The sequence below is a fragment of the Saccharothrix sp. CB00851 genome, assembly GCF_001905065.1.
Taxonomy (GTDB): Bacteria; Actinomycetota; Actinomycetes; order Mycobacteriales; family Pseudonocardiaceae; genus Actinosynnema.
In genome coordinates, this window is sequence record NZ_LWLC01000030.1 from 53592 (window position 1) to 74911 (window position 21320).

Genomic DNA, 21320 nt, shown 5'->3' on the forward strand with positions numbered 1-21320 from the left:
CGTGGAACGGCCACGACGAAAGCGGTGTCGGCGGGGACTCGTTTCGCGGACCGGGACGCGGGTAGTCCGCCCGCATGAGCGAGCGAGAGGACGTGGTCGACCTGCTGGTGCGGCAGCACGGTGAGCTGCGCGAGCTGTTCGCCGAGGTCGGGACCGCGAAGGGCCGCGACCGCATCGACGCGTTCCACCGGCTGGTCCGGCTGCTCGCGGTGCACGAGACCGCCGAAGAGGAGATCGTCCACCCGGCCGCGCGTCGCGGCGAGGGCGGGGACGCGATCGTCGACGCACGGGTGGCCGAGGAGCGCCGGGCCAAGGAACTCCTGGTCACCATGGACACGATCGGCGTGGACGCGGAGGGGTTCGACACGCTGCTGGCGCAGTTGCGCGACGACGTGCTCGCCCACGCCGAGCACGAGGAGCGCGACGAGTTCCCGAGGCTGCGCGAGCAGTACGACCACGACCGGCTGGTCGCGATGGCGAAGGCCGTGCGCGCCGCCGAGGCCGTCGCGCCCACGCGACCGCACCCCGGCATCGAGTCGCCCGGGGCGGCCATGCTGCTCGGCCCGCCGATCGCGCTGTTCGACCGGGCGCGCGACCTGGTCCGGGACGTGCTGCGCCGCTGACCGTCAGCCGAACGCGGCATCCCTCCACGGTCAGCTCGGCCCGTGCGGCGGCCACCGACCCGGAGTTCCCGGTGGACAACGGCTCGGCGCCCGTGTGCGCGGGCGGCCCGGTGACGGCGCCGAGATCGCTCACCACCGTAGTCGACGCGGGCGGGAACGACCGCACCGCGTCGGCGCCGGTCCGCCGTCGCCTCGCCACGGCGGACGCCCCGGTGCGTCCGCCGTGCTCGCGAACGGCGGGCCGCGGTGCTCGGCCGTGCCGGACACGGTGGACCGCCGAGCGGCCCGCCCGGGTCGCACGAGGGCGTCGAGCCGGGGTTACGCTCGCCCGGTGATCCCGCACGACCCTCCGCAGGCCCCCGAGCAGGAGACCTCGCTCCGACCGCAGTCGCTGATGCTCAGCTTCCTCGGCATCCACGTGCTCAACCGGGGCGTCGCGGTCTTCTCCGGCAGCGTCATCGACGTGTTCGCCCGCGTCGGCGTGTCCGAGGAGGCGGTGCGCTCGACGTTGACCCGGATGGTCAAGCGGGACCTGCTGGCCCGGCACCGCCGGGGCAGGCGGATGTACTTCGGGCTGACCGCGCGGTCGGCGGCCGTGCTGGAGGACGGCGAGCACCGGGTCTGGCGCGGTGGCGCGGTCAACGGCGACTGGGACGGCACCTGGACGATAGTGGGCTTCTCGCTGCCCGAGTCGTGGCGCAGCCGGCGGCACGACCTGCGCTCACGGCTGATCTGGGGCGGGTTCGGCCCGCTGCAGAACGGCCTGTGGGTCGCGCCCGGCGTGGTCGACGTGCCCGCCTTGGTCGACGACCTCGACCTGAGCGACTACCTGAAGGTCTTCACCGCGCACACGGCCAAGCCGACCGAGGCCGAGCAGATCGCGCACACGGCGTTCGACGTGCCCGCGATCGCCAGCCGCTACCAGGCCTTCCTGCGCCGCTGGGACCACGCCCACCCGCTGGCCGACGCACCCGACGACCTGGCCAGGCAGCTCCTGCTGCACACCGAGTGGCTGCACTTGGTCCGCCAGGACCCCCGGCTGCCCGCCGAGCACCTGCCCGCCGACTGGCCCGCGATCCGCGCCGAACAGGTCTTCCACACCCTCGCCGAGGCCTATGACGCACCGGCCCGCACGATCGCCGGATCCGTCCTGGACACGATCCCGGTCGACGGCCCGGCCGCCGGCTAGACCGCGGCCGGCAAAGCCCGGGTGACGTCCTCCGGGTACGCCGACCGCGCGACCGCCTCGCTGTCGCGGATCTCACCCGCCACCACCGCGTCCCTCAGCTCGACCAGCCGGACGAGACCGTCGCGGTGCCGTGCGACGAACCCGGCGTCGACCGGCTCACCGTGCCCCGGGACGACGACCGCCCAGACGTCGCACGGCAGGAACGGGGTCGGGCCGAAGCAGTGGTCGAAGTGCGCGTGCGTGTAGACCAGCGTCCACGGCAGCGCGGTGATCCCGCGGACCGCGGCGGCGAGTTCCGCGCCCTGCACGACGTCGCCCCGGCTGTCCACGACGAGGCAGCCCGTGTCGCCGACTACCAGGCCGACGGTGAGGTCGAGTTCGCCGTACCGCCGGGCGTACACGCGGTCGGCGACGTCGATCCAGTGCCCATCGGTCATCAGGTCAGCCTGGACGGGCGTGTGCGACAGGCGGTCATCGCGTTTCCCGGCATTTCCCGAGCCGTTGCGCCGAACCATTCGCGTGATGTGGCGTTGACGGCCCGGAAACCTGTGCTCTACCTTCGCGACAAGGATTCGAAGAACTTTCGAGAGCGTGCCGCCAACCGCCGCCTCCGTTTGTCGGCAGCCGTTGCCCTTCCGTGCTCGCACCCGCGTTCACCAGCGTGAACGCATTCATCAGTGTGAACACGGCCGGGTCGGCGGAATCGGTCGATGACAGCCCGGTTCACCCTTGAGGAGGCTCTTGTGAGCAAGCACGGAAGATTAGCGTCGCTCGCCGCGGTGGCGAGCGCGTTCGTGGTCGCGATAGCGGTTTTGCTGGTGCCCTCGGCAGCAGCGGCCGCGTTGTTCGGCGACGACTTCGAGGACGGGAACTCGACCGGCTGGAGCTCCAGCGGCGGCAGCTGGTCCGTGATCACCGACGGCTCGCGGGCGTGGCGCCAATCAGGCACCAGCGCGGACGCCAGGGCGCTGGCGGGCTCGGTCTGGACCGGCCAGTCGGTGCAGGCCAGGGTCAAGCCGACCGCGTTCAACGGCTCGAACCGGCACGTCGCCGTGACGGCCCGGGTGCAGAACACCGGCAACTACTACTACCTGGGCCTCACCAACGCCGGTAGCGCGGCGCTCGGCAAGCGGGTCGGCGGCGGGTTCACCGTCCTGGCCACCGCACCGGCCACCGTCGCGGTCGGCATCTGGTCCACGCTGCGGCTGGAGGCGTTCGGCAGCACGCTGCGCGGTTTCGTCGACGGCGCGCAGGTCGTGACGGCGACCGACGCGACCTTCGGCAGCGGCCGGATCGGCGTGGCGACCCACTACGCCGCGGCGACGTTCGACGACGTGCTGGTCACCGACGTGGCCGGACCCGGCGGGCCGACGAGCACCACGACCACGACCACCACCTCGCAGCAGCCCGGCACCTGCGCCACCTCCGGCCGCCCGACCGGGTTCGCCTCGGTCACCGCGTGGGGCCAGGGCGGCACGACCGGCGGCGCGGGCGGACCCACGATCGAGGTCGACACGGCCACGGAGTTCCTGTCCGCGATCGCCCAGACCGGGCCGCTGAACATCTGCGTGCGCGGCATGATCGCGCTGCCCGGCCCCATGCACAACGTCACCTCCGACAAGACGATCGTCGGCATCGGATCGGCCTCCGGCTTCACCGGCGGCGGGCTCAACATCGGGCTGCCCGCCTCGAACGTCACCACACCGCCCGCCGACGCGGTGCACAACGTGATCATCCGCAACCTGGTGTTCCGCGACTGGGCCGACGACGCGATCAACGTGCAGATGTTCTCCCACCACGTGTGGATCGACCACAACGACCTGTCCCACGGCTACGACGGCGCCATCGACATCAAGCGCGGCTCCAGCTACGTCACCGTCTCCTGGAACCACACCCACAACCACACCAAGAACATGCTGCTGGGCCACGACGACAACAACGGCGCCCAGGACGTCGGCCGGCTCAAGGTGACCTACCACCACAACTGGTTCGACCGGACACCGCAGCGCAACCCGCGCGTGCGGTTCGGCGAGCCGGTGCACATGTTCAACAACTACTACGTCTACAACACCGACGTCGGCGTGGCGTGCCAGGCGGACTCGGGCTGCGTGGTCGAGGGCAACTACTTCGAGGACGTCGAGGAACCGGTGAGCAACAGCTACGCCGGTCCGGGCGGGCGGTGCGTGGCGCGGAACAACGTGTTCGTCGGCGAGTCCGGCCAGCCCGACTGCAGCGGCACCGTGCAGGAGCCGCGCGACTACTACCCCTACACGCTGGACGACCCGAACACCGTCAAGGCCACCGTGACCGCCGGCGCGGGCGTCGGCAAGATCGGCTGACCGACAACGGCGTGGCCGACTTCCCGTCGGCCACGCCGCCCTTCTCCCGCCGCTTCCACCCGCGTGTCGAACCTCCAGGTCCCGCGTGTCGTACCTCCAAGTCCCGTGTGTCGTCCACTCAGGACCCCCGAGCTCCACGCTCGGGACCCTGTCGGGCGACCCGAGGCCGAACGCGAACGGAGAACTCGGGGGTCCTGAGCGTTCGACACGCGGGGCGCGAGCGTTCGACACGCCGGGCGTGACGATCCCCGCGGTCGGTCGTTGGATCACTGCGGTCCCCGCGACCCAGCGCCCCGACGACCCGGAGGAACCCATGCGCCTCGTGATCGCCCTCGCCCTGGCGGCTGTCGCCGTGACCCCACCGGCCGCCGCGAGCACCGATCACCCCGCTCCGGACCACGTCTGCGTCGCGAGCGTGCCCGAGACCGACCCGCTGGAACCCGGACCGGTGAACATCTGCGTCAGCGTGTTCAAGCCCGCCACCGCCTCGCGGGACAACCGCGTGCCCGTGCTGCTGCACAGCCACGGCTGGGGCGGCAGCCGCACGTCCGCGCCCGGCTCGTTCCGGCGCTACCTCGACGCGGGCTTCGGCGTGGTCAGCATCGACCAGCGCGGTTTCGGCGAGAGCGGCGGCAAGGCGCACGTGGAGGACCCCGCCTTCGAGGGCGAGGACGTCATGCGGGTCATCGACCACGTCGCCACGCTGGACTGGGTGCGCCGCAACGGCCCGGACGACCCGGTCCTCGGCGCGATCGGCGGCTCCTACGGCGGCGGCTTCCAGTTCGCCGGCGCGTTCACCGAGATCATGAAAACCGGCCGCACCCGCTTCGACGCGCTGGCGCCCCAGATCACCTGGCACTCCCTCAACGACAGCCTCGCGCCGCGCGAGGTCGTCCGCACCACCTGGGTCACCGCCCTGTACGCCGCCGCCCTCGACGCGCACACCTCGACCCTGCACGCCGGCTACGCCGAAGGCCTGCTCACCGGCGACTGGCCCACCACCATGGACGAGTTCTTCCGCGACAACGGCCCCGCCCACCACGCCGCCGCCGGCCGCCGGCTGGACATCCCGGTGCTGCTGCGCCAGGGCATCAGCGACAACCTGTTCCCGCTGGACCAGGCGATCGACAACTTCGACCGCGCGCTGACCCCGCGTGCCCGCGCGAACAGCCTGCTCATCGGCTACAACGGCGGCCACGCGCTGCCCAACGCCATCCCCGCCGGGTACGCCGTGGCGGGCGACGCGTGCTCCGCCAGGCACGGCGGCTACGACGAGCTCGAACTGCGGTTCCTGCGCGAGAACCTGCAAGGCGCACCGCGCACGATCACCGGCCACGGCCGCTACCAGCTCATGACCGCCCAAGGCGGCTGCGTCACCGCGGACTCCGTCGCGCCCACCACCGCCGTCGCGCTGCCCGACATCGTGACCGCGGCCGGCGTCGGCCTGCCGCAGGCGATCAAGATCGCGGACGGCCCGCTCACCGTCGCCGGTTCACCGACGCTCGACGCCGTCGTCGGCACGCTCGGCCTGGACAGCCGCGCGTTCTTCGCCCTCAGCGTCGGCACCTCACCGCTGGACGCCAAGGTGATCCAGAACAACGTGCTGCCACACCGCGAGAAGAGCCTGAACCTGGGCACCCGTCGCACGATCGAACTGCCGTCCGTCGCCGCGTCCATCCCGGCCGGCCAGTCGCTGTTCCTCACCGTCACGCCGATCTCGGACATGTTCCTCCTGCACGGCAGCCGCACGCCCGGCGTGATGGTGCTGCGCGACGTCACCGTGCGCCTGCCCGTCCGCGGCTAGCGTGCGTGGCTAGGTTCGGAGCCATGGACTTCGAGGAGATCGTGATCGAGACCGATCGGCTCGACTTCCCCGCGCTCGCGGCGGGCGACGGGCCGGTGGTCGTGTGCCGGCACGGGTTCCCCGACCACCCGGCCACCTTCGGGCCGCTCGCCGAGCACCTCGTCACCGCGGGCCGTCGGGTGGTGGCGCCGTTCCTGCGCGGCCACCACCCGACGACCGCGGACCGGATGACCTACGCCGACAGCATCACCCTCGCCGCCGACGCCGCCGCGGTCGCGCGGGCGCTGTCCCCGGACGCCGGGATCGACCTGATCGGGCACGACATCGGCGCGGGCATGGTGGGCCGGCTGGCGGCGGCGTGGCCGGAACGGGTGCGGCACGCGGTCACGATGGCCGTGCCGCCACCGAAGACCCTCGGCGCGGTGCTGCGCGATCCGGCGCAGCAGCAACGGTTGTTCTACCTGTGGCTGTTCCAGGTCCCCGGCGTGGCGGAAGCCGTGCTGGAAGCCGACCGCGGGCTGGTCGACCACCTGTGGGCCACCTGGTCACCCGGCCTCGACCCCGGCGCCGGGCACCGCGCACGGGTGCACGAGATGTACGGCGACCCGGACGTGCTGCGCACCGTGCTGCGGATCTACCGCGCCAACTTCGACCGTTCCCTGCACGACCCGGACCTCGCACCGCTCGCCGCCAAGACCGAGTCGACGGCCACCGTGCCGCTGCTCGTCCTCGCCGGCGAGGACGACGGCTGCATCACGCCCGAGCACTTCGCCGACGCGCACACCGCCCTCGCCGAGGGCTCGTCGGTGCGAATCCTGGCCGACGCGGGCCACTTCCCGCACCTCGACCGGCCGGACGAGGTCGCCCGGCTCGTGCTCGACTGGTTCGACCGCCCCGCCCCGTGAGCCGGCCGGCGACCCCCGGACTCGCCCCTCATCCGCGCTGGTCCACCCGGATTGTGCGACTTGTGAGCGTTAACAGGTGCTAGTCGCGGCAGAGTTACGGGGAGATCAGTGCCGGCAAAGCTACCCTTGAGCTACCTCGCCCAGTGCTGTTAGCGTTAACACACCAGCGCGAACCCGGCGCGCGTGCCTGTATCGACACTGCTTCAAGGAGGAAGCCGTGCCCTCGACCAGCGCAGTGCCGCGAAAACCGGTGCGCGACCCGGCCACCGGCCCCGTCGCCGCGATTACGAACCTCTGACCGACCGCCCTGCGGGTGGCCGGCGGCCCCGTCCCCCGCCGCCGGCCACCACCCCACCCTGCGCGCGTTCGAGCGCGACGGGGAATTCACCCTTCACCTGAGGAGTGGTTGTGCTGTTCGCTCAACGTCGAGGAACCGCCTGGCGGGCCCTGCCGCTCGTCGCCGCCGTGGTCGCCGGGCTGGTGCTCAGCCCGGTCGGCCAGGACCAGGCGTCGGCCGCGCCCGGTCCGTCGTTCACCAACCCGGTCGTCGGGGTGCCCAACAGCGCGGACCCGACGCTGGTGCAGTACAACGGCAACTACTACTACGTCGCCACCACGTGGTCCTCCGACGTGGTGATGCGGCGGTCGTCCACGATCGCCGGTCTCAAGAGCGCGCCCGAGCAGCTCGTGCTGCGCACCGGCGGCACGCGGATGTGGGCGCCGCACCTGGAGATGGTCGGCAACCGCTGGTACCTGTACTACTCGGTGGAGATGTCCGGCGCGCCACGGCGGACGCACGTCGCCGAGAGCGCCGGGTCCGACCCGATGGGCCCGTACACCTACCGGGGCGTCGTCAACCTCATGCCGAACAACGGGTGGGCGATCGACGCGAGCCTGCTCAAGCTCAACGGTGCCCTGTACATGACGTTCTCGGCGTTCCACGGTGACGGGCTCCAGTCGCTCTACATCGCACCCATGGCGAGCCCGATCCAGACCAGCGCGTTCGGTTCCCGCATCTCCGCGCCCACGCTGGCCTGGGAACGCCAGGACGGCGCGGTCAACGAGGGGTCGTTCGCGCTGCAGCGGGGTGGCCGCACGTTCCTGACCTACTCCGCCAGCCACTGCAACGGCCCGAACTACAAGCTCGGCATGCTGGAGTACCGCGGCGGCGACCCGTTGGCGCAGAGCTCGTGGACGAAGTTCGCCAACCCGATCTTCCAGCGCAACGACGCCAACGGCGTGTACGGCCCCGGCCACCACTCGTTCTTCACCTCACCGGACGGCACGGAGACCTGGATCGCCTACCACGCCAACTCCTCGGCCTCCCAGGGCTGCGGCACCACCCGAACCACCCGCGTGCAGAAGATCTCGTGGAACGCCGACGGCACACCGAACCTCGGCGTCCCGGTCTCCACCTCCACCGTCCTGCGAGGACCGTCGGGTGAGACCGGCGGCCCGACCCGGGTGGAGATCCGCAACCGGCACAGCAACCTCTGCCTGGACGACTACAACTTCGTCACCACGCCGGGCGCGGAGGTCCGCCAGTGGACCTGCAACGACCTGGCCGTGCAGGACTGGTACCTCCAGCCGCTCGCCGACGGCTACTACCAGATCAGCAACGGCCACAGCGGCCTGTGCCTGGACAACAAGGACTTCGCCACCGCGCCCGGTTCGGTGGTCCAGCAGTGGACCTGCAACGGCCTGGCCGTGCAGCAGTGGCGGATCACGTCGGTGGGCGGCGGGTACTCCACGCTGACCAACCGGCACAGCGGCCTCTGCCTGGACAACTACAACTTCGGCACCGCACCGGGCGCCGAGGTGCGGCAGTGGACGTGCAACGGCAACAACGCCCAGCAGTGGAGCCTCGCCTGACGCGGCCGTGACGTGGTCGAGCGGCCCGGGTACCGACCCGACCGGGCCGCTCGACGTCACCCCAGCACAACGGCGATCCCGGTGAGGACCGGCACGGACAGGACGGTGGTGAGCAGCACGGCGTCGCGGGCCAGCTCCGTGCCCCGGTCGTAGGCGGTGGCGTAGACGAACACGTTCTGCGCGGTCGGCAACGCCGAGGCGATGGTGACGGCCAGCAGTGCCGGGTCGTCCAGGCCGACGACCCAGCGGCCGAGCGCGTAGGCCAGCGCAGGCTGCGCCACCGTCTTCAGCACGACCACCAGCCACACCTGACCGGCCGCGCCGCCGGACGCGGGGCGCGGTGCGCCGTGCAGGCTCGCGCCGTAGGCCAGCAGCGCGGCCGGGACGGCGAGGTCGGCGAGCAGTTCGACCGGCCTGAGCACCGGCGACGGCGGCATCCAGTCCACGGCGGCCAGCGCCAACCCCAGCGCGCAACCGATCACCAGCGGTGTGCGCAGGGGTTGGGTGAGCAGCTGGGTGCGGGTCGGCGCGGTCTGCCCGGGGGCCCGGGACGCGGCCAGCACGGTCAGCCCGATCGGCGCCATGACCAGCACCTGGAACAGCAGGACCGGCGCGACGAGCGAAGCGTCGCCGAGCACGTACACGGCGATGGCGACGCCGAGGTTGCCCGCGTTGACGTAGGACGAGGCCAGCGCGCCGGTCGCGAGGTGACCGGCGCGCGGCTTCCACCGCCACCGTGCGATCACGACGTAGAGCACCGCGCACACCACCGCGCTGCCCGCCGTGGCGACCAACGTGGTGGACAGCAGCACGGCCGGGTCGGCCTCGGCGAGGGTGAGCAGCAGCAACGCCGGTGTCGCGATGAAGTACGACAGCCGCGACAGCACCCCGGCCGCACCCTCACCCAGGACGCGGGCGCGACCGGCGATCCAGCCGACCGCGATCACCGCGCCGAGGGTGGCGAAACCGGCCAGGACCGCGTTCACCCCGACACGGTGGCGTTCTCGACCGTCCAGGCGCGGGTCTGCTCGCTGAGCGTGATGCCCAGCCCGGGTCGGTCGGACAGGTGCATCCGCCCGTCGCGGGTCTCCAGGCGTTCGTTGAACAGCGGGTGCAGCCAGTCGAAGTGCTCCACCCACGGCTCGCGGGGGTAGGCGGCGGCCAGGTGGACGTGGATCTCCATGGCGAAGTGGGGTGCGAGCTGGAGGTGGTGGTGGTCGGCGAGGGTGGCGAGCCTGAGGAACTGCGTGATCCCGCCGACCCGCGGCGCGTCGGGTTGCAGGACGTCCACCGCGCCGGCCTTGATCAGCTCGTAGTGCTCGGCGACGCTGGTCAGCATCTCCCCGGACGCCACCGCGGTGGTCAGCGACCGGGCCAACCCGGCGTGGCCCTCGACGTCGTAGGCGTCCAGCGGCTCCTCGATCCAGACCAGGTCGAACTCGTCCAGCGCCCGGCCCACGCGCGCGGCCGTGGGGCGGTCCCACTGCTGGTTGGCGTCGACCATCAACGGCACGCCGTCACCGAGGTGCTCGCGGACGGCGGCGACCCGGCGCAGGTCCTCGGCGGAGTCGGGCAGCCCCACCTTGATCTTGATGCCGCCGACGCCGGACTCCAGCGTGCGGGTCGCGTTGTCCTTGATCTGCTCGACCGTCTCGTGCAGGAAGCCACCGGAGGTGTTGTAGCAGCGCACCGAGTCGCGGTGCGCGCCCAGCAACTTGGCCAGCGGGAGGTTCGCGCGCTTGGCCTTGAGGTCCCACAGGGCGATGTCGAACGTTGCCAGCGCCTGGGTGGCCGCGCCGCTGCGCCCGACCGACGCGCCCGCCCACACCAGCTTGGTCCACAGCCGGCCGATGTCGTTGGGGTCCTCGCCGATCAGGTCCGGCGCCACCTCGCGGGCGTGCGCGAACTGGGCCGGTCCGCCCGCGCGCTTGGAGTAGGAGAACCCGACGCCCTCCAGCCCCGCCTCGGTGCGGATCTCGGCGAACAGCATCGCGACCTCGGTCATCGGCCGCTGCCTGCCGGTGAACACCTTGGCGTCGCTGATGCCGGTGGGCAGGGGCAGCGTCACCGAGGACAGCGTGACCGAGCGGATCCGGTCGGAACTGGCGGGCATCGCACTCCTCCGCGGTCAGGCGAACTGTCGTACCAGGGCGGTCAGCTCGGCGCGTTCGTCGTCGGTCAGGTCGGTCAGCGGCGGGCGCACCGGGCCGCCGCCACGGCCCACGGCGGTCAACCCGGCCTTCACGATCGACACCGCGTACCCACGCCGCCGGTCGCGGATGTCCAGGTAGGGGATCACGAAGTCGCGCAGCATCCCGTACACGGCGGTCCGGTCCTGGGCGCGGACGGCGGCGTAGAACTCCAGCGCGAACTCGGGCACGAAGTTGAACAGCGCCGACGAGTACGTGGTCACGCCGAGCTGCAGCAGCGGCAGGGCGAACGTCTCCGCGGTCGGCAGGCCGCCGATGTACATCAGCCGGTCGCCGACGCGGGCGTAGGTGCGGGTCAGCTGCTCGACGTCGCCGACACCGTCCTTGAGCCCGATCAGGTTCGGGTTGCGGTCGGCGAGCTCGGCGACGGTCACGTCGGTCAGCACGGCGTTGGCGCGGCTGTAGACGATCACGCCCAGCCCGGTGGCCCGGCACACCGCGGAGACGTGCTCGACCAGGCCGCGCTGGCTCGCCTCGGTGAGGTAGGGCGGGAACAGCAGCACGCCCGACGCCCCGGCCGCCTCGGCGGCCCGCGCCTGCTCCACCGACACGGCGGTGGCACCGGTGGCCGGCGCGATGACCGGCACCTTGCCGCCCACCTCGTCCACCGCGGCCCGAACCACCCGGTCCACCTCGGCCGGGGTCAGCGAGAAGCCCTCGCCGGTACCGCCCGCGGCGAACAGGCCCGCCACGTCGAAGCTCGCCTGCCAGGCCAGGTGCTCGCGGTAGCGGGGCTCGTCGAACCGGAGGTCGGCGTCGAAGTGGGTGACCGGGAAGGAGAGCAGCCCGGAGGCGAGTCGGTCGGCGAGAGCGGCTGGGTGCGTCACGACCTCAACCTATGGACCAGTGGTGATGCTTGTCCAAGAGTTGTTTAGCATTGCGCAATACCCTGACGGTATCACTAGAACGGCGTGCGGCCTTCCAGGACGCTCAACGTCCGCCACAGCGCGGGGTTCGCCGACGCCTTCAACCACACCAGGTGCAGTTCCACCGGCTGTGCCACGGCGGTCTCCAGCCGGACGAACTCGACCCCGTCCAGGCGCAGCCGCGCCGCCGACTCCGGGACGAACGCCACACCCCGACCGGCCGCCACCAGCCACAGCATGGTGAGCACCTGGCCGACCGTGTGCACGGTGTTCGCCGGCGCTATCGGCACGGTCCGCACGACCAGGTCGTAGAAGTAGCGCGCGTCGGTGGGGGAGTGCATGATCACCGGCTCGCGGACCACGTCGGCGGCCGTCGCGGCACGCCCCAGCGTCGGCAGGTGGTGCCCGGCGGGCACGGCGACCAGCAGCCCTTCCCGGTGCAGCAGCCGCGAGCCGAACGCGGAGTCGTCGAACGGCGGCCGACCGAGGCCGAGGTCGATCTCCTCGTTCACCAGCGCGGCGACCTGCTCCCGGGTCACCAGCTCGACCAGCTCCACGTCCACGTCCGGCAGGAGCCCGGCCAGCTCGTCCAGCAGCCGGCCGAGCACGCCGTAGGTCGCCGCCGCGGTGAACCCGACCCGCACCACCCCGCTCGACCCGGACGACACCCGCCGGGCCAGCTCCGGCGCGGTCTCGGCCAGCGACAGCAGCCGCCGCGCCTCCACCAGGAACACCTCGCCCGCCGCGGTGAGGGTGACCCGCCGGTTGTCGCGGATCAGCAGCCGGGCGCCGACCGCCCGTTCCAGCTTCTGGATCTGCCTGCTCAACGGCGGCTGGGTCATCGCCAGCCGGGCGGCGGCACGGCTGAAGTGCAGCTCCTCCGCCACGGCCACGAAACCCCGCAGCTGCTCCAGCGTGAACGCCATGCCGGGAAGGTATCAATCCGCTTCGGTCGACGTCGGTCCGCGCATGAGGCCACTCGGCGGTACGGCGGGCGACCGACCGGGTGTGAGCCTGGTCGGCATGGGCCTCCCTCGCCGCATCACCGGTCTCGTCCTGGCCGTCTTCCTGCTCAGCGCCCTCGTGACGGTGCCGGCCACCGCCGCCACCGCGTTCAAGGTGCTGCAGATGAACCTGTGCAACAGCGGTGTCGCAGGCTGCTACCAGGGCGGTCGGGCCGTGGACGAAGCCGTGACGATGATCCAGCGCCGCGTGCCGGACGTGGTGTCGGTGAACGAGGTGTGCCTGTCCGACCTGTCCCGGCTGACCGCCGCCGTGGGCGCCGGCGCCGAGTACCAGTTCGCGTTCGCGCGCCGGAAGACCACGGGCGCGAACATCGAGTGCACGGACGGTCGGGGCGCGTACGGCAGCGCGATCATCGTCAAGGAAGGCATCCGGACCGGCGGTCACGGCACGTACGCGGCCCAGGACAGCGGCACCGAGGTCCGGGCCTGGGGCTGCGCGCTGAGCGAGGTCCGCGCCTTCACCGCGTGCACCACCCACCTGAGCACCACCGCCACGACGGCGTTGGCGCAGTGCAAGGAACTCGTGCCCGCGATCGTGCTGTCCTACGACCCGACCGGCTCCGCCACGACCCGGCACGTGGTCGTCGGCGACCTCAACCTCCGGTACAGCCCGGGTTCGGCGACCAGCGCCCAGAACTGCGTCCCGTCCGGCTGGTTCCGCAAGGGTGACGGCGACGTGCAGCACGTCATCGCCCGCACGCTGACGTTCGTGTCGACGCAGGAATACGCGATGTACCGCACGGACCACCCGGCGTTCGTGGTCAACTACACGTTCTGAGCCGCTTCACGCAGCACGCGCACGGCCTTCGGCCCGACACCGTGCATGGCCAGCAGTTCGGCGTCGGACAGCGCCGCGACCTGGGCCAACGTCGTCAGGCCCGCGTTCGCGAGTGCCTGCGTCGCGGGCCGTCCGATGCCCTTGGGCAGGTCGCCGACCTCGCCCGGCACGGCGGTTTCGGCCGCCGAGTCCCGCGCGGCCAGGCTCTTCGGCGCCCGCGAGAGCCACGCCCGCCGCACCCAGTGGTTGAGCGCCTGGCCGTCGATGTCGCCGAGCGGCACGAGCACGCCGCCACGGGGCAACCGCTCGGCGGTCGGGTGCGCGGCGAGGAACGCCTCCGCCTCGGCCGGCGGCAGGTTCAGGTGGACGCGGCCGTGCTCGTCCACCGAGGCGAACCGCTTGTCCCGCACCCGGAACGCGCGGTCGTGCTCGGTCGACTCGGGCAGGGACAGTGCCGTCTTGCGCAGTTGGGTGATCGTCGTCACGCACCGATTCCACCACGCCCCGCGGCACCGTCCACAGAGGCCGGCCGCCCGTGGTGGGCAGCCGGCCTCCGGTGTCAGCGTGCGGTCAGGACGCGGTGCAGGACAGGCTCGGGGTCCCGAGCGTGCCCGAGGCGACGAAACCGAACGTGGTGCTCGCACCTGCGGCGAGCGAGCCGTTGTAGTTGACGTTGCGCGCGGTCACGGACGTGCCGCTGGTGGTCGCCGCGGCGCTCCAGATCGAGTTGATCTGCTCGCCGTTGGCGAAGGTCCAGGTCACGGCCCAGCCGCTGACGGCGGCGGCACCGGCGGTCACGCGGACCTCGGCCTGGAAGCCACCGTTCCACTGCGAGGTCGTGCGCAGGGTCGCCGAGCAGCCGCGGGGCGGCGCGTCGGTGGTCGTGGTCGTCGTTGTGGTGGTCGTGGTGGTGGTCGTCGTGGTAGTGGTGGTCTGCCCGCCGCCGGTGAAGTTGACGTCGCTGCAGAAGTAGTACGACTGGTCGAGGTGGCTGGCCTGCCACACCGTGTACAGGATGTGGTGACCGGTCCGCCCGGGCGCGTTGACCTGGACGGGCGTGGTGCTGCCGGTGGAGATGCGACCGGTCTGGCCGACCAGCTCCAGGTCGCTCCAGCGCAGCTTCTGCGTCTTGGGGTCGAAGCCCTGCCGGGTGGCGTAGACCCGCATGTAGTCGGCGCCGTGCGAGGACTGGTCGTGCAGGTTCAGCGTGAACTGGGCCGGGCGGTCGACGGTCTTCCAGTTGCCGGGCTCGTCGAACGCGGCGTAACGCCCGTTGTGCGCGAGGCCCGCGCTGCACAGCTGGCCGTCGGGGATCACGGACTCGTGGCGGCCGGCGACACCCTCGCGGAACAGGCCGTTCCAGTTGTACATCGCCGAGGAGTCGGTCTGCCAGGCCTTGTAGCACATGGGGTCTTCGGTGGCCATCTGCTGCGTCGGGCCGTTGGGCCACCGGTGGTAGCAGGCGTACTGGCGGGCGGGCGGGTCGCTGACGGCACCGTGGGCGGACGCCGTGCCCGCGCCGAAGGTGACCAGCAGGGTCGTCAGCAGTGCCAGGCAGGCGCCGAGTACCGCCGACACCCGAAACAGCGCGCCCGGACGGGCCGGGACCCGTGCGGTCAGGGCGCCTCGCGACTGCTTGGGAGCGCTCCCAGAGCGGTGAAGCATGTGAACCGCCAAATCTTCGTTGATCGACGTTGGACTGCCGCGGTTCCGCGTGAGCCGGAGCCGCTTACTGCTGGAACTCGCCGACGCGGAAACCGCGTGGCCGGCTGGGCGAGGTGCTCTTAGCGCTCTCTGGGAGCGCTCCCAGCGAGGTCAGTGTCGAGAGGTGCGGGAGCGTCGGCATCGGCCATTCGGGTGATGTTGCGCAAAACCGTCTGTCGGGCGGAGCCCGGGTGGCGGAACGGGCGCACCGGCACCGCCGTTCGGCTGCTTGCGCGCCGCGGGCACCGGGTCCCCGCGCGCGAGCGGGAGGCCAGTTGAGACTCGAAACTTCCGCGAAACGTCTGGTAGGTGGGTTGATCCCGACCCGATAGTGACAGCGCTCGTCCGACGGAAGGGGTTTCACGATGCGGTGGAGAACGGTGCTGTTGACCACTGGCCTGGTGCTCGGTTTGAGCTCGGCCCCGGCGAGCGCGACCGAGCCGGTGATCGTCGACTCCACCAAGCACGGCGGCCGCACGGTCTCGTTCACCTTCGACGACGGCCCGAACCCGGCGGACACGCCCCGGCTGCTGGAGATCCTGCGCAGGCACCACGTCAAGGCGGTGTTCTGCCTGTGGGGCGACTTCGTCGTGGAGAACCCCGACGTGGTGCGCCAGATCGTGCGTGGCGGGCACATCCTGTGCAACCACAGCATGCACCACGACAACATGGGCGACTGGACGCCCGAGCAGATCGAGGCCGACCTCAAGCAGACCAGCAAGGCCATCCACGACGCCGTTCCCGGCGTGCCGATCCGCTACTTCCGCGCGCCCTACGGCAGCTGGGGCCAGACCCCGCAGGTCGCCGCCAAGCTCGGCATGACCTCGCTCGGCTGGAAGCTCGCCATCGGCGACTGGGAGCCGCCGGGCGTGGACGAGCTGGTGCGCCGGGTCAAGGAAGGCCTCACCGAGGGCGCCGTGGTCCTGATGCACGACGGCCCGAACGAGCGCGGCCAGACCGTGGACGCGGTGGCCCGGCTCATCCCGGAGCTGCGCGCCGACGGCTGGCGCTTCGACCGCCCCGCCCGCCGGTGAAGGGCCGGGACGTGAAGCGCACCGCCACAGCGGCGTTGACCGCGCTGCTGCTCCTGCTGCCGGCCGCCGCGTCGGCGTCGCCCAAGGCGACCTGGGTGGGCGCCTGGGCGACCTCGCCCACCACCGTGCCCGCCTCGGACACCACTTCGTTCCAGGACCAGACCCTGCGGCAGGTCGTGCACCTGAGCGTGGGCGGCAGCACGGTCCGCGTGCGGCTGTCCAACGAGTTCGGCACCCGGCCGCTGGTGATCGGCGAGGCCCGCGTAGCACGGCGGGCGGGCACGGGTTCGGCGATCGACCCAGCCAGTGACCGGCGGCTGACGTTCGGCGGCCGACCGTCCGCGACCCTGCCGCCCGGCACGCCGCTGCTCAGCGACCCGGTGGCACTGCCCGTGGCAGCCGACTCCGACCTGGTGATCAGCATCCACCTGCCCGAGCACACGCCCGGCAACACCGTGCACGCGTTCCCCTACCAGGACGGGTGGGTCGCGGCGGGCAACGTCACCGGCCGCGCGGAGATCATTCCGACCGCCGTGCTGGGCAAGTGGCACTTCCTCACCGGTGTCAGCGTCACGGGCGGCAAGCGCGGCTCGACCGTGGTGGCGTTCGGCGACTCCATCACCGACGGCGCGGAGACCACGCGCGGCGCGAACCGGCGCTGGCCCGACGTCTTCGCCCGCCGCCTCCAGGACGAGCGGAGCCTGCGGCACCTCGGTGTGGTCAACGCGGGCATCGCCGGCAACCGGCTGCTGCACGACCCCAACCCGCCCGTCGGTCACCCGGCGGAGGGCTACGCGGCGTACTTCGGGCAGGCCGCGCTGCGCCGCTTCGACCGGGATGTGCTGGCACAGCCCGGTGTCGGGCACGTCGTCGTGCTGCTCGGTGTCAACGACCTCGGCCACCCCGGCACGAGCGCGCCGCTGTCGGAGAAGGTGACCGCGCAGGACATCATCGGCGCGCACCGGCAGCTCATCGCCCGTGCGCACGCGGCCGGCCTGCGGATTTACGGCGGCACGATCACGCCCTTCCGGGATGACACGTTCGGCTTCTTCAGCCCGGAGAACGAGGCCGCCCGCCAGACCGTCAACCACTGGATCCGAACCAGCGGCGAGTACGACGGCGTGATCGACTTCGACCGCGCCCTCCGCGACCCGGCCCAACCCGACCGCCTGCTGCCCGCCTACGACAGCGGCGACCACCTCCACCCGAACGACGCCGGCATGGCCGCCATGGCCGCCGCCGTGCCACTGCGCCTGTTCCGTTGACCGACTGCGGGGCCGTCCGGACATTGGGACGGCTCCGCACCCGTTCATCTCGCGGCAACCCCTCGTTCGGTTACGAACTTTTGCGATCTTGGTTATGTTGGGTCGGAAGTTTCGTAGCGCCTGGACCGGGGGAGTGCCAGATGTCGCTGTTGCGGATTTGGGCTGTCGTCACCTTGGTGGCCGCCACCGCCGTGCCGCTGTCCGGTCAGGCCGCCGCCGCGGCGCAGTCGCACTCCGAGAAGATCATCTTCGACGGTGGCGGCGGCGACGTGCTCAACGGGCTCCGCTACCACTCGTTCCGCATCCCGTCGCTCATCCGCACCAACACGAACCGGCTCATCGCGTTCGTCGAGGGCCGTGCGGCGAACAACGCCGACTTCGGCAACATCAACCTGGTCTACAAGGTCTCCGACGACAACGGCGCGACCTGGTCGAACCTGCGCGAGGTGGTGGGCGCCGGCCAGGGCACGTGGGGCAACCCGACCGCCGTGGTCGACCGCTCGAACAACAAGATCTGGCTGTTCCTCAACTTCCAGCCCGAGGGCCACTCGCCGGTCGACTCGTGGGACGACCGGCAGGTGTGGCTGACCTCCAGCACCGACAACGGCAACACCTGGGCGTCGCCGGTGAACATGTCCCAGACCCTCAAGCCCCGCACGCTGGCCAACGGCCGCAGCTGGAACTGGGACGCGGTCGGCCCCGGCGTCGGCATCCAGACCACCTACCGCAACCCCGGCCGCCTGGTGATCCCCGCCCAGCACCGCAACCTCTACAGCGACGACCACGGCGTGACGTGGAAGTCCGCGCCGCTGCGGACCACGACCGGCGCGGCGATGGAGGAGACCGGCGAGTCCACCGTGCTGGAGCTGGCCAACGGCGAGCTGTACCGCAACGACCGGCCGACGTCGGCGACCGCGCGGATCCAGGAACGGCGCTGGGTCACCCGCGGCACCATCGAGTCCGGCTTCCGCCCGTTCGCACCGGCGAGCTGCCTGCTCGACCCGGTGAACGAGGGCTCGACCATGCGCTACAACGCCGACGCGCCCGCCCGGCTGGCGTTCGTGAACTCCGCCAGCACCGAGACCCGCACCAAGATGCGGATCCGGATGAGCGAGGACGAGGGCCGCACGTGGGCCTACAGCCGACCGTTCTCGGACGCGCCGCTGCCCGGCGAGGGCGGCAGCTACCGGGAGGGCGGCTACTCCAGCATCGTCAAGACCGCCGACTACCACGTGGGCGCGCTGATCGAGGTCAACGAGAACACGTCGTCGAGCTCCACCTCGCACCGGTCGATCGCGTTCCGGAAGGTGAACCTGCCGTGGATCCAGGGCGGTGTCCGGGACGCGGGCTGCGACGGCGGCATCTCCTGACCGGCGTCCGGCCCGGGCTCCTCAGACCGACATCGACGGCACGAGCGGACGACGGGTCGACTCGGCGCCGAACGCCCGCCACGCGCCGGCCAGAGCGGCGACCGCGGCGCTGATCACCGCCGGTTCGGCGGTGAACGGCACCCGCAGCCGGTCGCCGCTGCCGCCCGTCGGGTCGAGCGAAGCCCCCGGCAGCACCGCCACCCCGTGCCGCAACGCCACCTGGGCGAACGACGCGGCGTCCACCCCGGGCAGCCGCACCCACAGCGTCTGGCCGCCCTCGGCGGGCGTGAACTCCCACTCGGGCAGCTCCTCGCGCAGCCGCGCGCACAGGTGGTCGTGCTGCCGCCGCAACGCCGTGACGCGCTCCGACCGCACGGCGTCGAAGTCGGCCAGCAGTTCCACCGCCGCGAACTGGTCCAGCACCGCGCCGCCCAGGTCGTGCACCGCCTTGAACCGGGCCAGCCGGGCGACGAGCGCCGCGTCGGCCCGTACCCAGCCGACCCGCAGCCCGCCCCACACCACCTTGCTCAACGACCCCACCGTGATCGCGCCCGCGGTCGGTGGCGGTGCCGGCGCGCCGGTCAGGTCGAGGTCGGCCAGCACCTCGTCGAACACCAGCGGCACGGCACCGGCCGACCGCGCCAGGCGCGTGCGCTGCATCGCGCTCAACGACGAGCCGGTGGGATTGCGGAACGAGGGCATCGCGTACACCAGCGCGGGCGTGCACCGGGCGAGCGCACCCGCGAGGTCGTCGGCCGCCCGGACCACCGCGCCGACCTCCCGGAACAGGTCCAGCGCACCGGGGTACGTCGGCGCCTCCACCAGCACCTCGTCACCCGGCCGCACGAGCGCGCGCGTCAGCAGCGCCAACGCCTGCTGGGCACCCGTCGTGACCAGGACCTGGGCCGCCGTGGTCGGCACGCCGAGGTCGCGGTACCGGGCGGCGAGCGCCGCGCGCAGCACCGGGTGCCCGGACGGGTGGTAGCCCAGGTCGTCGCCACCCAGCCGGTCCACGGCCCGCCGTTGGGCCTCGACCAGCCGCGGCGGCGGCGCCGACGGCCCGGCGCAGGCGAACTGGATCACCCCGTCGGGCGGTTCCAGCAGGTTCACGAACATCGGGTTCGCGGTCTCCGCACGGGCCGCCGCCGCACCACCACCCGGCGACACCCACGTGCCGCTGCCGCGCCGCCGCGTCAACCGACCCTCCTGCCGCAGCAGGTCGTACGCCGCGATCACGGTCGTCCGGCCGACCGCGAGACCGGGCGCTGGAGGACGCCGTCGCCGGGCTCGAAGGGGGCGCGGCGGCGCTGGCCACCGCGTCGGGGATGGGCGCGATCAACGCGGTGCTGCTCGCGACCCTCAAGTCGGGCGACCACCTGATCGCCCAGCGCGCGCTCTACGGCGGCACCCTCGCCCTGCTGCGCGACCTGGAGGAACGTTGGGGCGTCGCGGTCACCTACGTCGGCGGCCACGATCCGGACGAGGTCCGCGCGGCGCTGCGGCCCGAGACCAGGGTGCTCTACCTGGAGACGATCGCCAACCCCACCGGCCACGTCAGCGACCTGCCCGCGCTGAGCGCCGCCGCGGGCGACGACGTGCTCGTGGTCGTGGACAACACGTTCGCGTCACCGCTGCTGTGCCGCCCGATCGAGCACGGCGCGGACGTGGTCATCCACTCGACCACCAAGTACCTCGGCGGGCACAGCGACGTGACCGGCGGTGTGGCCGTGTTCGCCGACGACGCCCGCTACCGCTCGGTCTGGCGGCACTCGGTCGAGCTGGGCGTCACACCCGACCCGTTCGCGGCCTGGCTCACGATCCGCGGCCTGCGCACCCTGGCGCTGCGCGTCCGCAAGCACGAGGAGAACGCCGGGATCCTGGCCCGACGCCTCGCGGCGCACCCGGCGGTGCGCGTGGTGCACTGGCCCGGCCTCGACACGCACCCCAGCCACGCCGTCGCGGCCCGGTTCCTCGGCGGCTTCGGCAGCACGTTCGCGTTCGACGTGGCGGACGCGGCGGCGGGCCGGAAGTTCGTCACCGGCGTCGAGCTGGCCCGGCTCGCGCCGTCGCTGGGCGGCACCGAGACGTTGGTGCTGCACCCCGCCAGCACGTCACACCGGCAACTGGACGAGGAGCAGCTGGAGGCGAACGGCATCACCGGCGGCACGATCCGGCTGTCGGTGGGCATCGAGGACGCCGACGAGCTGTGGCAGGACCTCGCCCGGGCCTTGGAACGCTGACCGGGTGGCCGCCCCCACGGCGGCCACCCGGTCGATCACGCGGCACCCGCCCGCCCCGAAGAGCGGGCGGTGCGCTGTTCCCCCCTGCCCGGGAGG

At 72.1% G+C, this 21320-nt stretch carries 18 protein-coding genes and 1 pseudogene; 11 read left to right on the forward strand and 8 right to left on the reverse strand.

Annotation, left to right across the window (positions count from 1 at the left end; translation table 11 throughout):
• The first annotated feature begins 74 nt into the window (after window positions 1-74).
• Together A6A25_RS27240 and A6A25_RS27245 are read left to right on the forward strand one after the other, a co-directional pair.
• Window positions 75-623: a hemerythrin domain-containing protein gene (locus A6A25_RS27240; protein ID WP_073894894.1), complete on the forward strand. Its 549-nt coding sequence runs from the start codon at window positions 75-77 to the stop codon at window positions 621-623.
• A gap of 331 nt (window positions 624-954) precedes the next feature.
• A complete protein-coding gene (locus A6A25_RS27245; protein WP_241828939.1) occupies window positions 955-1812 on the forward strand; it encodes a PaaX family transcriptional regulator in 858 nt (285 codons plus the stop codon).
• Here the strand turns inward: A6A25_RS27245 and A6A25_RS27250 are convergent.
• Window positions 1809-2249 (reverse strand): MBL fold metallo-hydrolase, encoded by a 441-nt coding sequence (locus tag A6A25_RS27250; RefSeq protein WP_073894896.1) that lies wholly within the window; start codon window positions 2247-2249, stop codon window positions 1809-1811. The two genes, A6A25_RS27245 and A6A25_RS27250, sit on opposite strands and share 4 nt — an antisense overlap.
• A 306-nt stretch (window positions 2250-2555) precedes the next feature.
• On the opposite strand from A6A25_RS27250, the gene A6A25_RS27255 reads away from it, so the two are divergent.
• The 4 genes from A6A25_RS27255 to A6A25_RS27270 all read left to right on the forward strand — a co-directional run bounded on the left by A6A25_RS27255 (window position 2556) and on the right by A6A25_RS27270 (window position 8732).
• Window positions 2556-4151, forward strand: coding sequence for a pectate lyase family protein (locus A6A25_RS27255; protein ID WP_198932878.1), 1596 nt, complete (start codon window positions 2556-2558; stop codon window positions 4149-4151).
• Between the two features lie 313 nt (window positions 4152-4464).
• On the forward strand, window positions 4465-5955 hold the full coding sequence (locus A6A25_RS27260) for an alpha/beta fold hydrolase (protein WP_073894900.1): 1491 nt from the start codon (window positions 4465-4467) through the stop codon (window positions 5953-5955).
• Window positions 5956-5978: 23 nt separating this feature from the next.
• Window positions 5979-6860 (forward strand): alpha/beta fold hydrolase, encoded by an 882-nt coding sequence (locus A6A25_RS27265; protein ID WP_073894902.1) that lies wholly within the window; start codon window positions 5979-5981, stop codon window positions 6858-6860.
• A gap of 408 nt (window positions 6861-7268) precedes the next feature.
• A complete protein-coding gene (locus A6A25_RS27270; RefSeq protein ID WP_198932879.1) occupies window positions 7269-8732 on the forward strand; it encodes a family 43 glycosylhydrolase in 1464 nt (487 codons plus the stop codon).
• A gap of 56 nt (window positions 8733-8788) precedes the next feature.
• Here the strand turns inward: A6A25_RS27270 and A6A25_RS27275 are convergent, their stop codons facing one another.
• From A6A25_RS27275 to A6A25_RS27290, 4 genes are all read right to left on the reverse strand, one after another.
• On the reverse strand, window positions 8789-9718 hold the full coding sequence (locus A6A25_RS27275) for an AEC family transporter (protein ID WP_073894906.1): 930 nt from the start codon (window positions 9716-9718) through the stop codon (window positions 8789-8791).
• Window positions 9715-10845 (reverse strand): L-talarate/galactarate dehydratase, encoded by a 1131-nt coding sequence (locus A6A25_RS27280; protein WP_073894908.1) that lies wholly within the window; start codon window positions 10843-10845, stop codon window positions 9715-9717. The genes A6A25_RS27275 and A6A25_RS27280 overlap by 4 nt, the downstream gene beginning before the upstream one ends.
• Before the next feature lie 15 nt (window positions 10846-10860).
• Window positions 10861-11769, reverse strand: coding sequence for a 5-dehydro-4-deoxyglucarate dehydratase (gene kdgD / locus A6A25_RS27285; protein ID WP_073894910.1), 909 nt, complete (start codon window positions 11767-11769; stop codon window positions 10861-10863).
• A 74-nt stretch (window positions 11770-11843) separates the two neighbouring features.
• Window positions 11844-12734 (reverse strand): LysR substrate-binding domain-containing protein, encoded by an 891-nt coding sequence (locus tag A6A25_RS27290; RefSeq protein ID WP_073894912.1) that lies wholly within the window; start codon window positions 12732-12734, stop codon window positions 11844-11846.
• A 43-nt stretch (window positions 12735-12777) separates the two neighbouring features.
• Here A6A25_RS27290 and A6A25_RS27295 point away from each other — a divergent pair, with 43 nt between their 5' ends.
• Window positions 12778-13611: an endonuclease/exonuclease/phosphatase family protein gene (locus A6A25_RS27295; protein WP_143193450.1), complete on the forward strand. Its 834-nt coding sequence runs from the start codon at window positions 12778-12780 to the stop codon at window positions 13609-13611.
• Here the strand turns inward: A6A25_RS27295 and A6A25_RS27300 are convergent.
• Together A6A25_RS27300 and A6A25_RS46690 are read right to left on the reverse strand one after the other, a co-directional pair.
• A complete protein-coding gene (locus A6A25_RS27300) occupies window positions 13599-14096 on the reverse strand; it encodes an MmcQ/YjbR family DNA-binding protein (protein WP_073894914.1) in 498 nt (165 codons plus the stop codon). The genes A6A25_RS27295 and A6A25_RS27300 overlap by 13 nt on opposite strands.
• Window positions 14097-14181: 85 nt before the next feature.
• Entirely contained in the window at window positions 14182-15189 is a 1008-nt protein-coding gene (locus A6A25_RS46690; protein WP_073894916.1) for a lytic polysaccharide monooxygenase auxiliary activity family 9 protein, read from the reverse strand.
• 491 nt (window positions 15190-15680) lie between these two features.
• On the opposite strand from A6A25_RS46690, the gene A6A25_RS27310 reads away from it, so the two are divergent.
• The 3 genes from A6A25_RS27310 (at window position 15681) to A6A25_RS27320 (ending at window position 18984) form a co-directional block, all read left to right on the forward strand.
• Window positions 15681-16349, forward strand: a complete 669-nt coding sequence (locus A6A25_RS27310; RefSeq protein WP_073894918.1) for a polysaccharide deacetylase family protein — start codon at window positions 15681-15683, stop codon at window positions 16347-16349.
• A gap of 11 nt (window positions 16350-16360) precedes the next feature.
• Window positions 16361-17614: an SGNH/GDSL hydrolase family protein gene (locus tag A6A25_RS27315; protein ID WP_073894979.1), complete on the forward strand. Its 1254-nt coding sequence runs from the start codon at window positions 16361-16363 to the stop codon at window positions 17612-17614.
• Between the two features lie 140 nt (window positions 17615-17754).
• Window positions 17755-18984 (forward strand): sialidase family protein, encoded by a 1230-nt coding sequence (locus A6A25_RS27320; RefSeq protein ID WP_073894920.1) that lies wholly within the window; start codon window positions 17755-17757, stop codon window positions 18982-18984.
• 21 nt (window positions 18985-19005) lie between these two features.
• Here A6A25_RS27320 and yczR read toward each other — a convergent pair whose 3' ends face one another.
• Window positions 19006-20220: an aminotransferase class I/II-fold pyridoxal phosphate-dependent enzyme gene (gene yczR / locus A6A25_RS27325; protein ID WP_073894922.1), complete on the reverse strand. Its 1215-nt coding sequence runs from the start codon at window positions 20218-20220 to the stop codon at window positions 19006-19008.
• Between the two features lie 17 nt (window positions 20221-20237).
• On the opposite strand from yczR, the pseudogene A6A25_RS27330 reads away from it, so the two are divergent.
• Window positions 20238-21224 (forward strand): annotated as a pseudogene (locus tag A6A25_RS27330) (trans-sulfuration enzyme family protein); the annotation flags it as partial.
• Window positions 21225-21320 lie beyond the last annotated feature (96 nt).

Coding starts and splice junctions, on each gene's coding strand:
- A6A25_RS27240 (WP_073894894.1), top strand. CDS start 75: ATGAGCGAGCGAGAGGACGTGGTCGACCTGCTGGTGCGGCAGCACGGT.
- A6A25_RS27250 (WP_073894896.1), bottom strand. CDS start 2,249: ATGACCGATGGGCACTGGATCGACGTCGCCGACCGCGTGTACGCCCGG.
- A6A25_RS27260 (WP_073894900.1), top strand. CDS start 4,465: ATGCGCCTCGTGATCGCCCTCGCCCTGGCGGCTGTCGCCGTGACCCCA.
- A6A25_RS27265 (WP_073894902.1), top strand. CDS start 5,979: ATGGACTTCGAGGAGATCGTGATCGAGACCGATCGGCTCGACTTCCCC.
- A6A25_RS27280 (WP_073894908.1), bottom strand. CDS start 10,845: ATGCCCGCCAGTTCCGACCGGATCCGCTCGGTCACGCTGTCCTCGGTG.
- A6A25_RS27290 (WP_073894912.1), bottom strand. CDS start 12,734: ATGGCGTTCACGCTGGAGCAGCTGCGGGGTTTCGTGGCCGTGGCGGAG.
- A6A25_RS27295 (WP_143193450.1), top strand. CDS start 12,778: ATGAGGCCACTCGGCGGTACGGCGGGCGACCGACCGGGTGTGAGCCTG.
- A6A25_RS27310 (WP_073894918.1), top strand. CDS start 15,681: ATGCGGTGGAGAACGGTGCTGTTGACCACTGGCCTGGTGCTCGGTTTG.
- A6A25_RS27320 (WP_073894920.1), top strand. CDS start 17,755: ATGTCGCTGTTGCGGATTTGGGCTGTCGTCACCTTGGTGGCCGCCACC.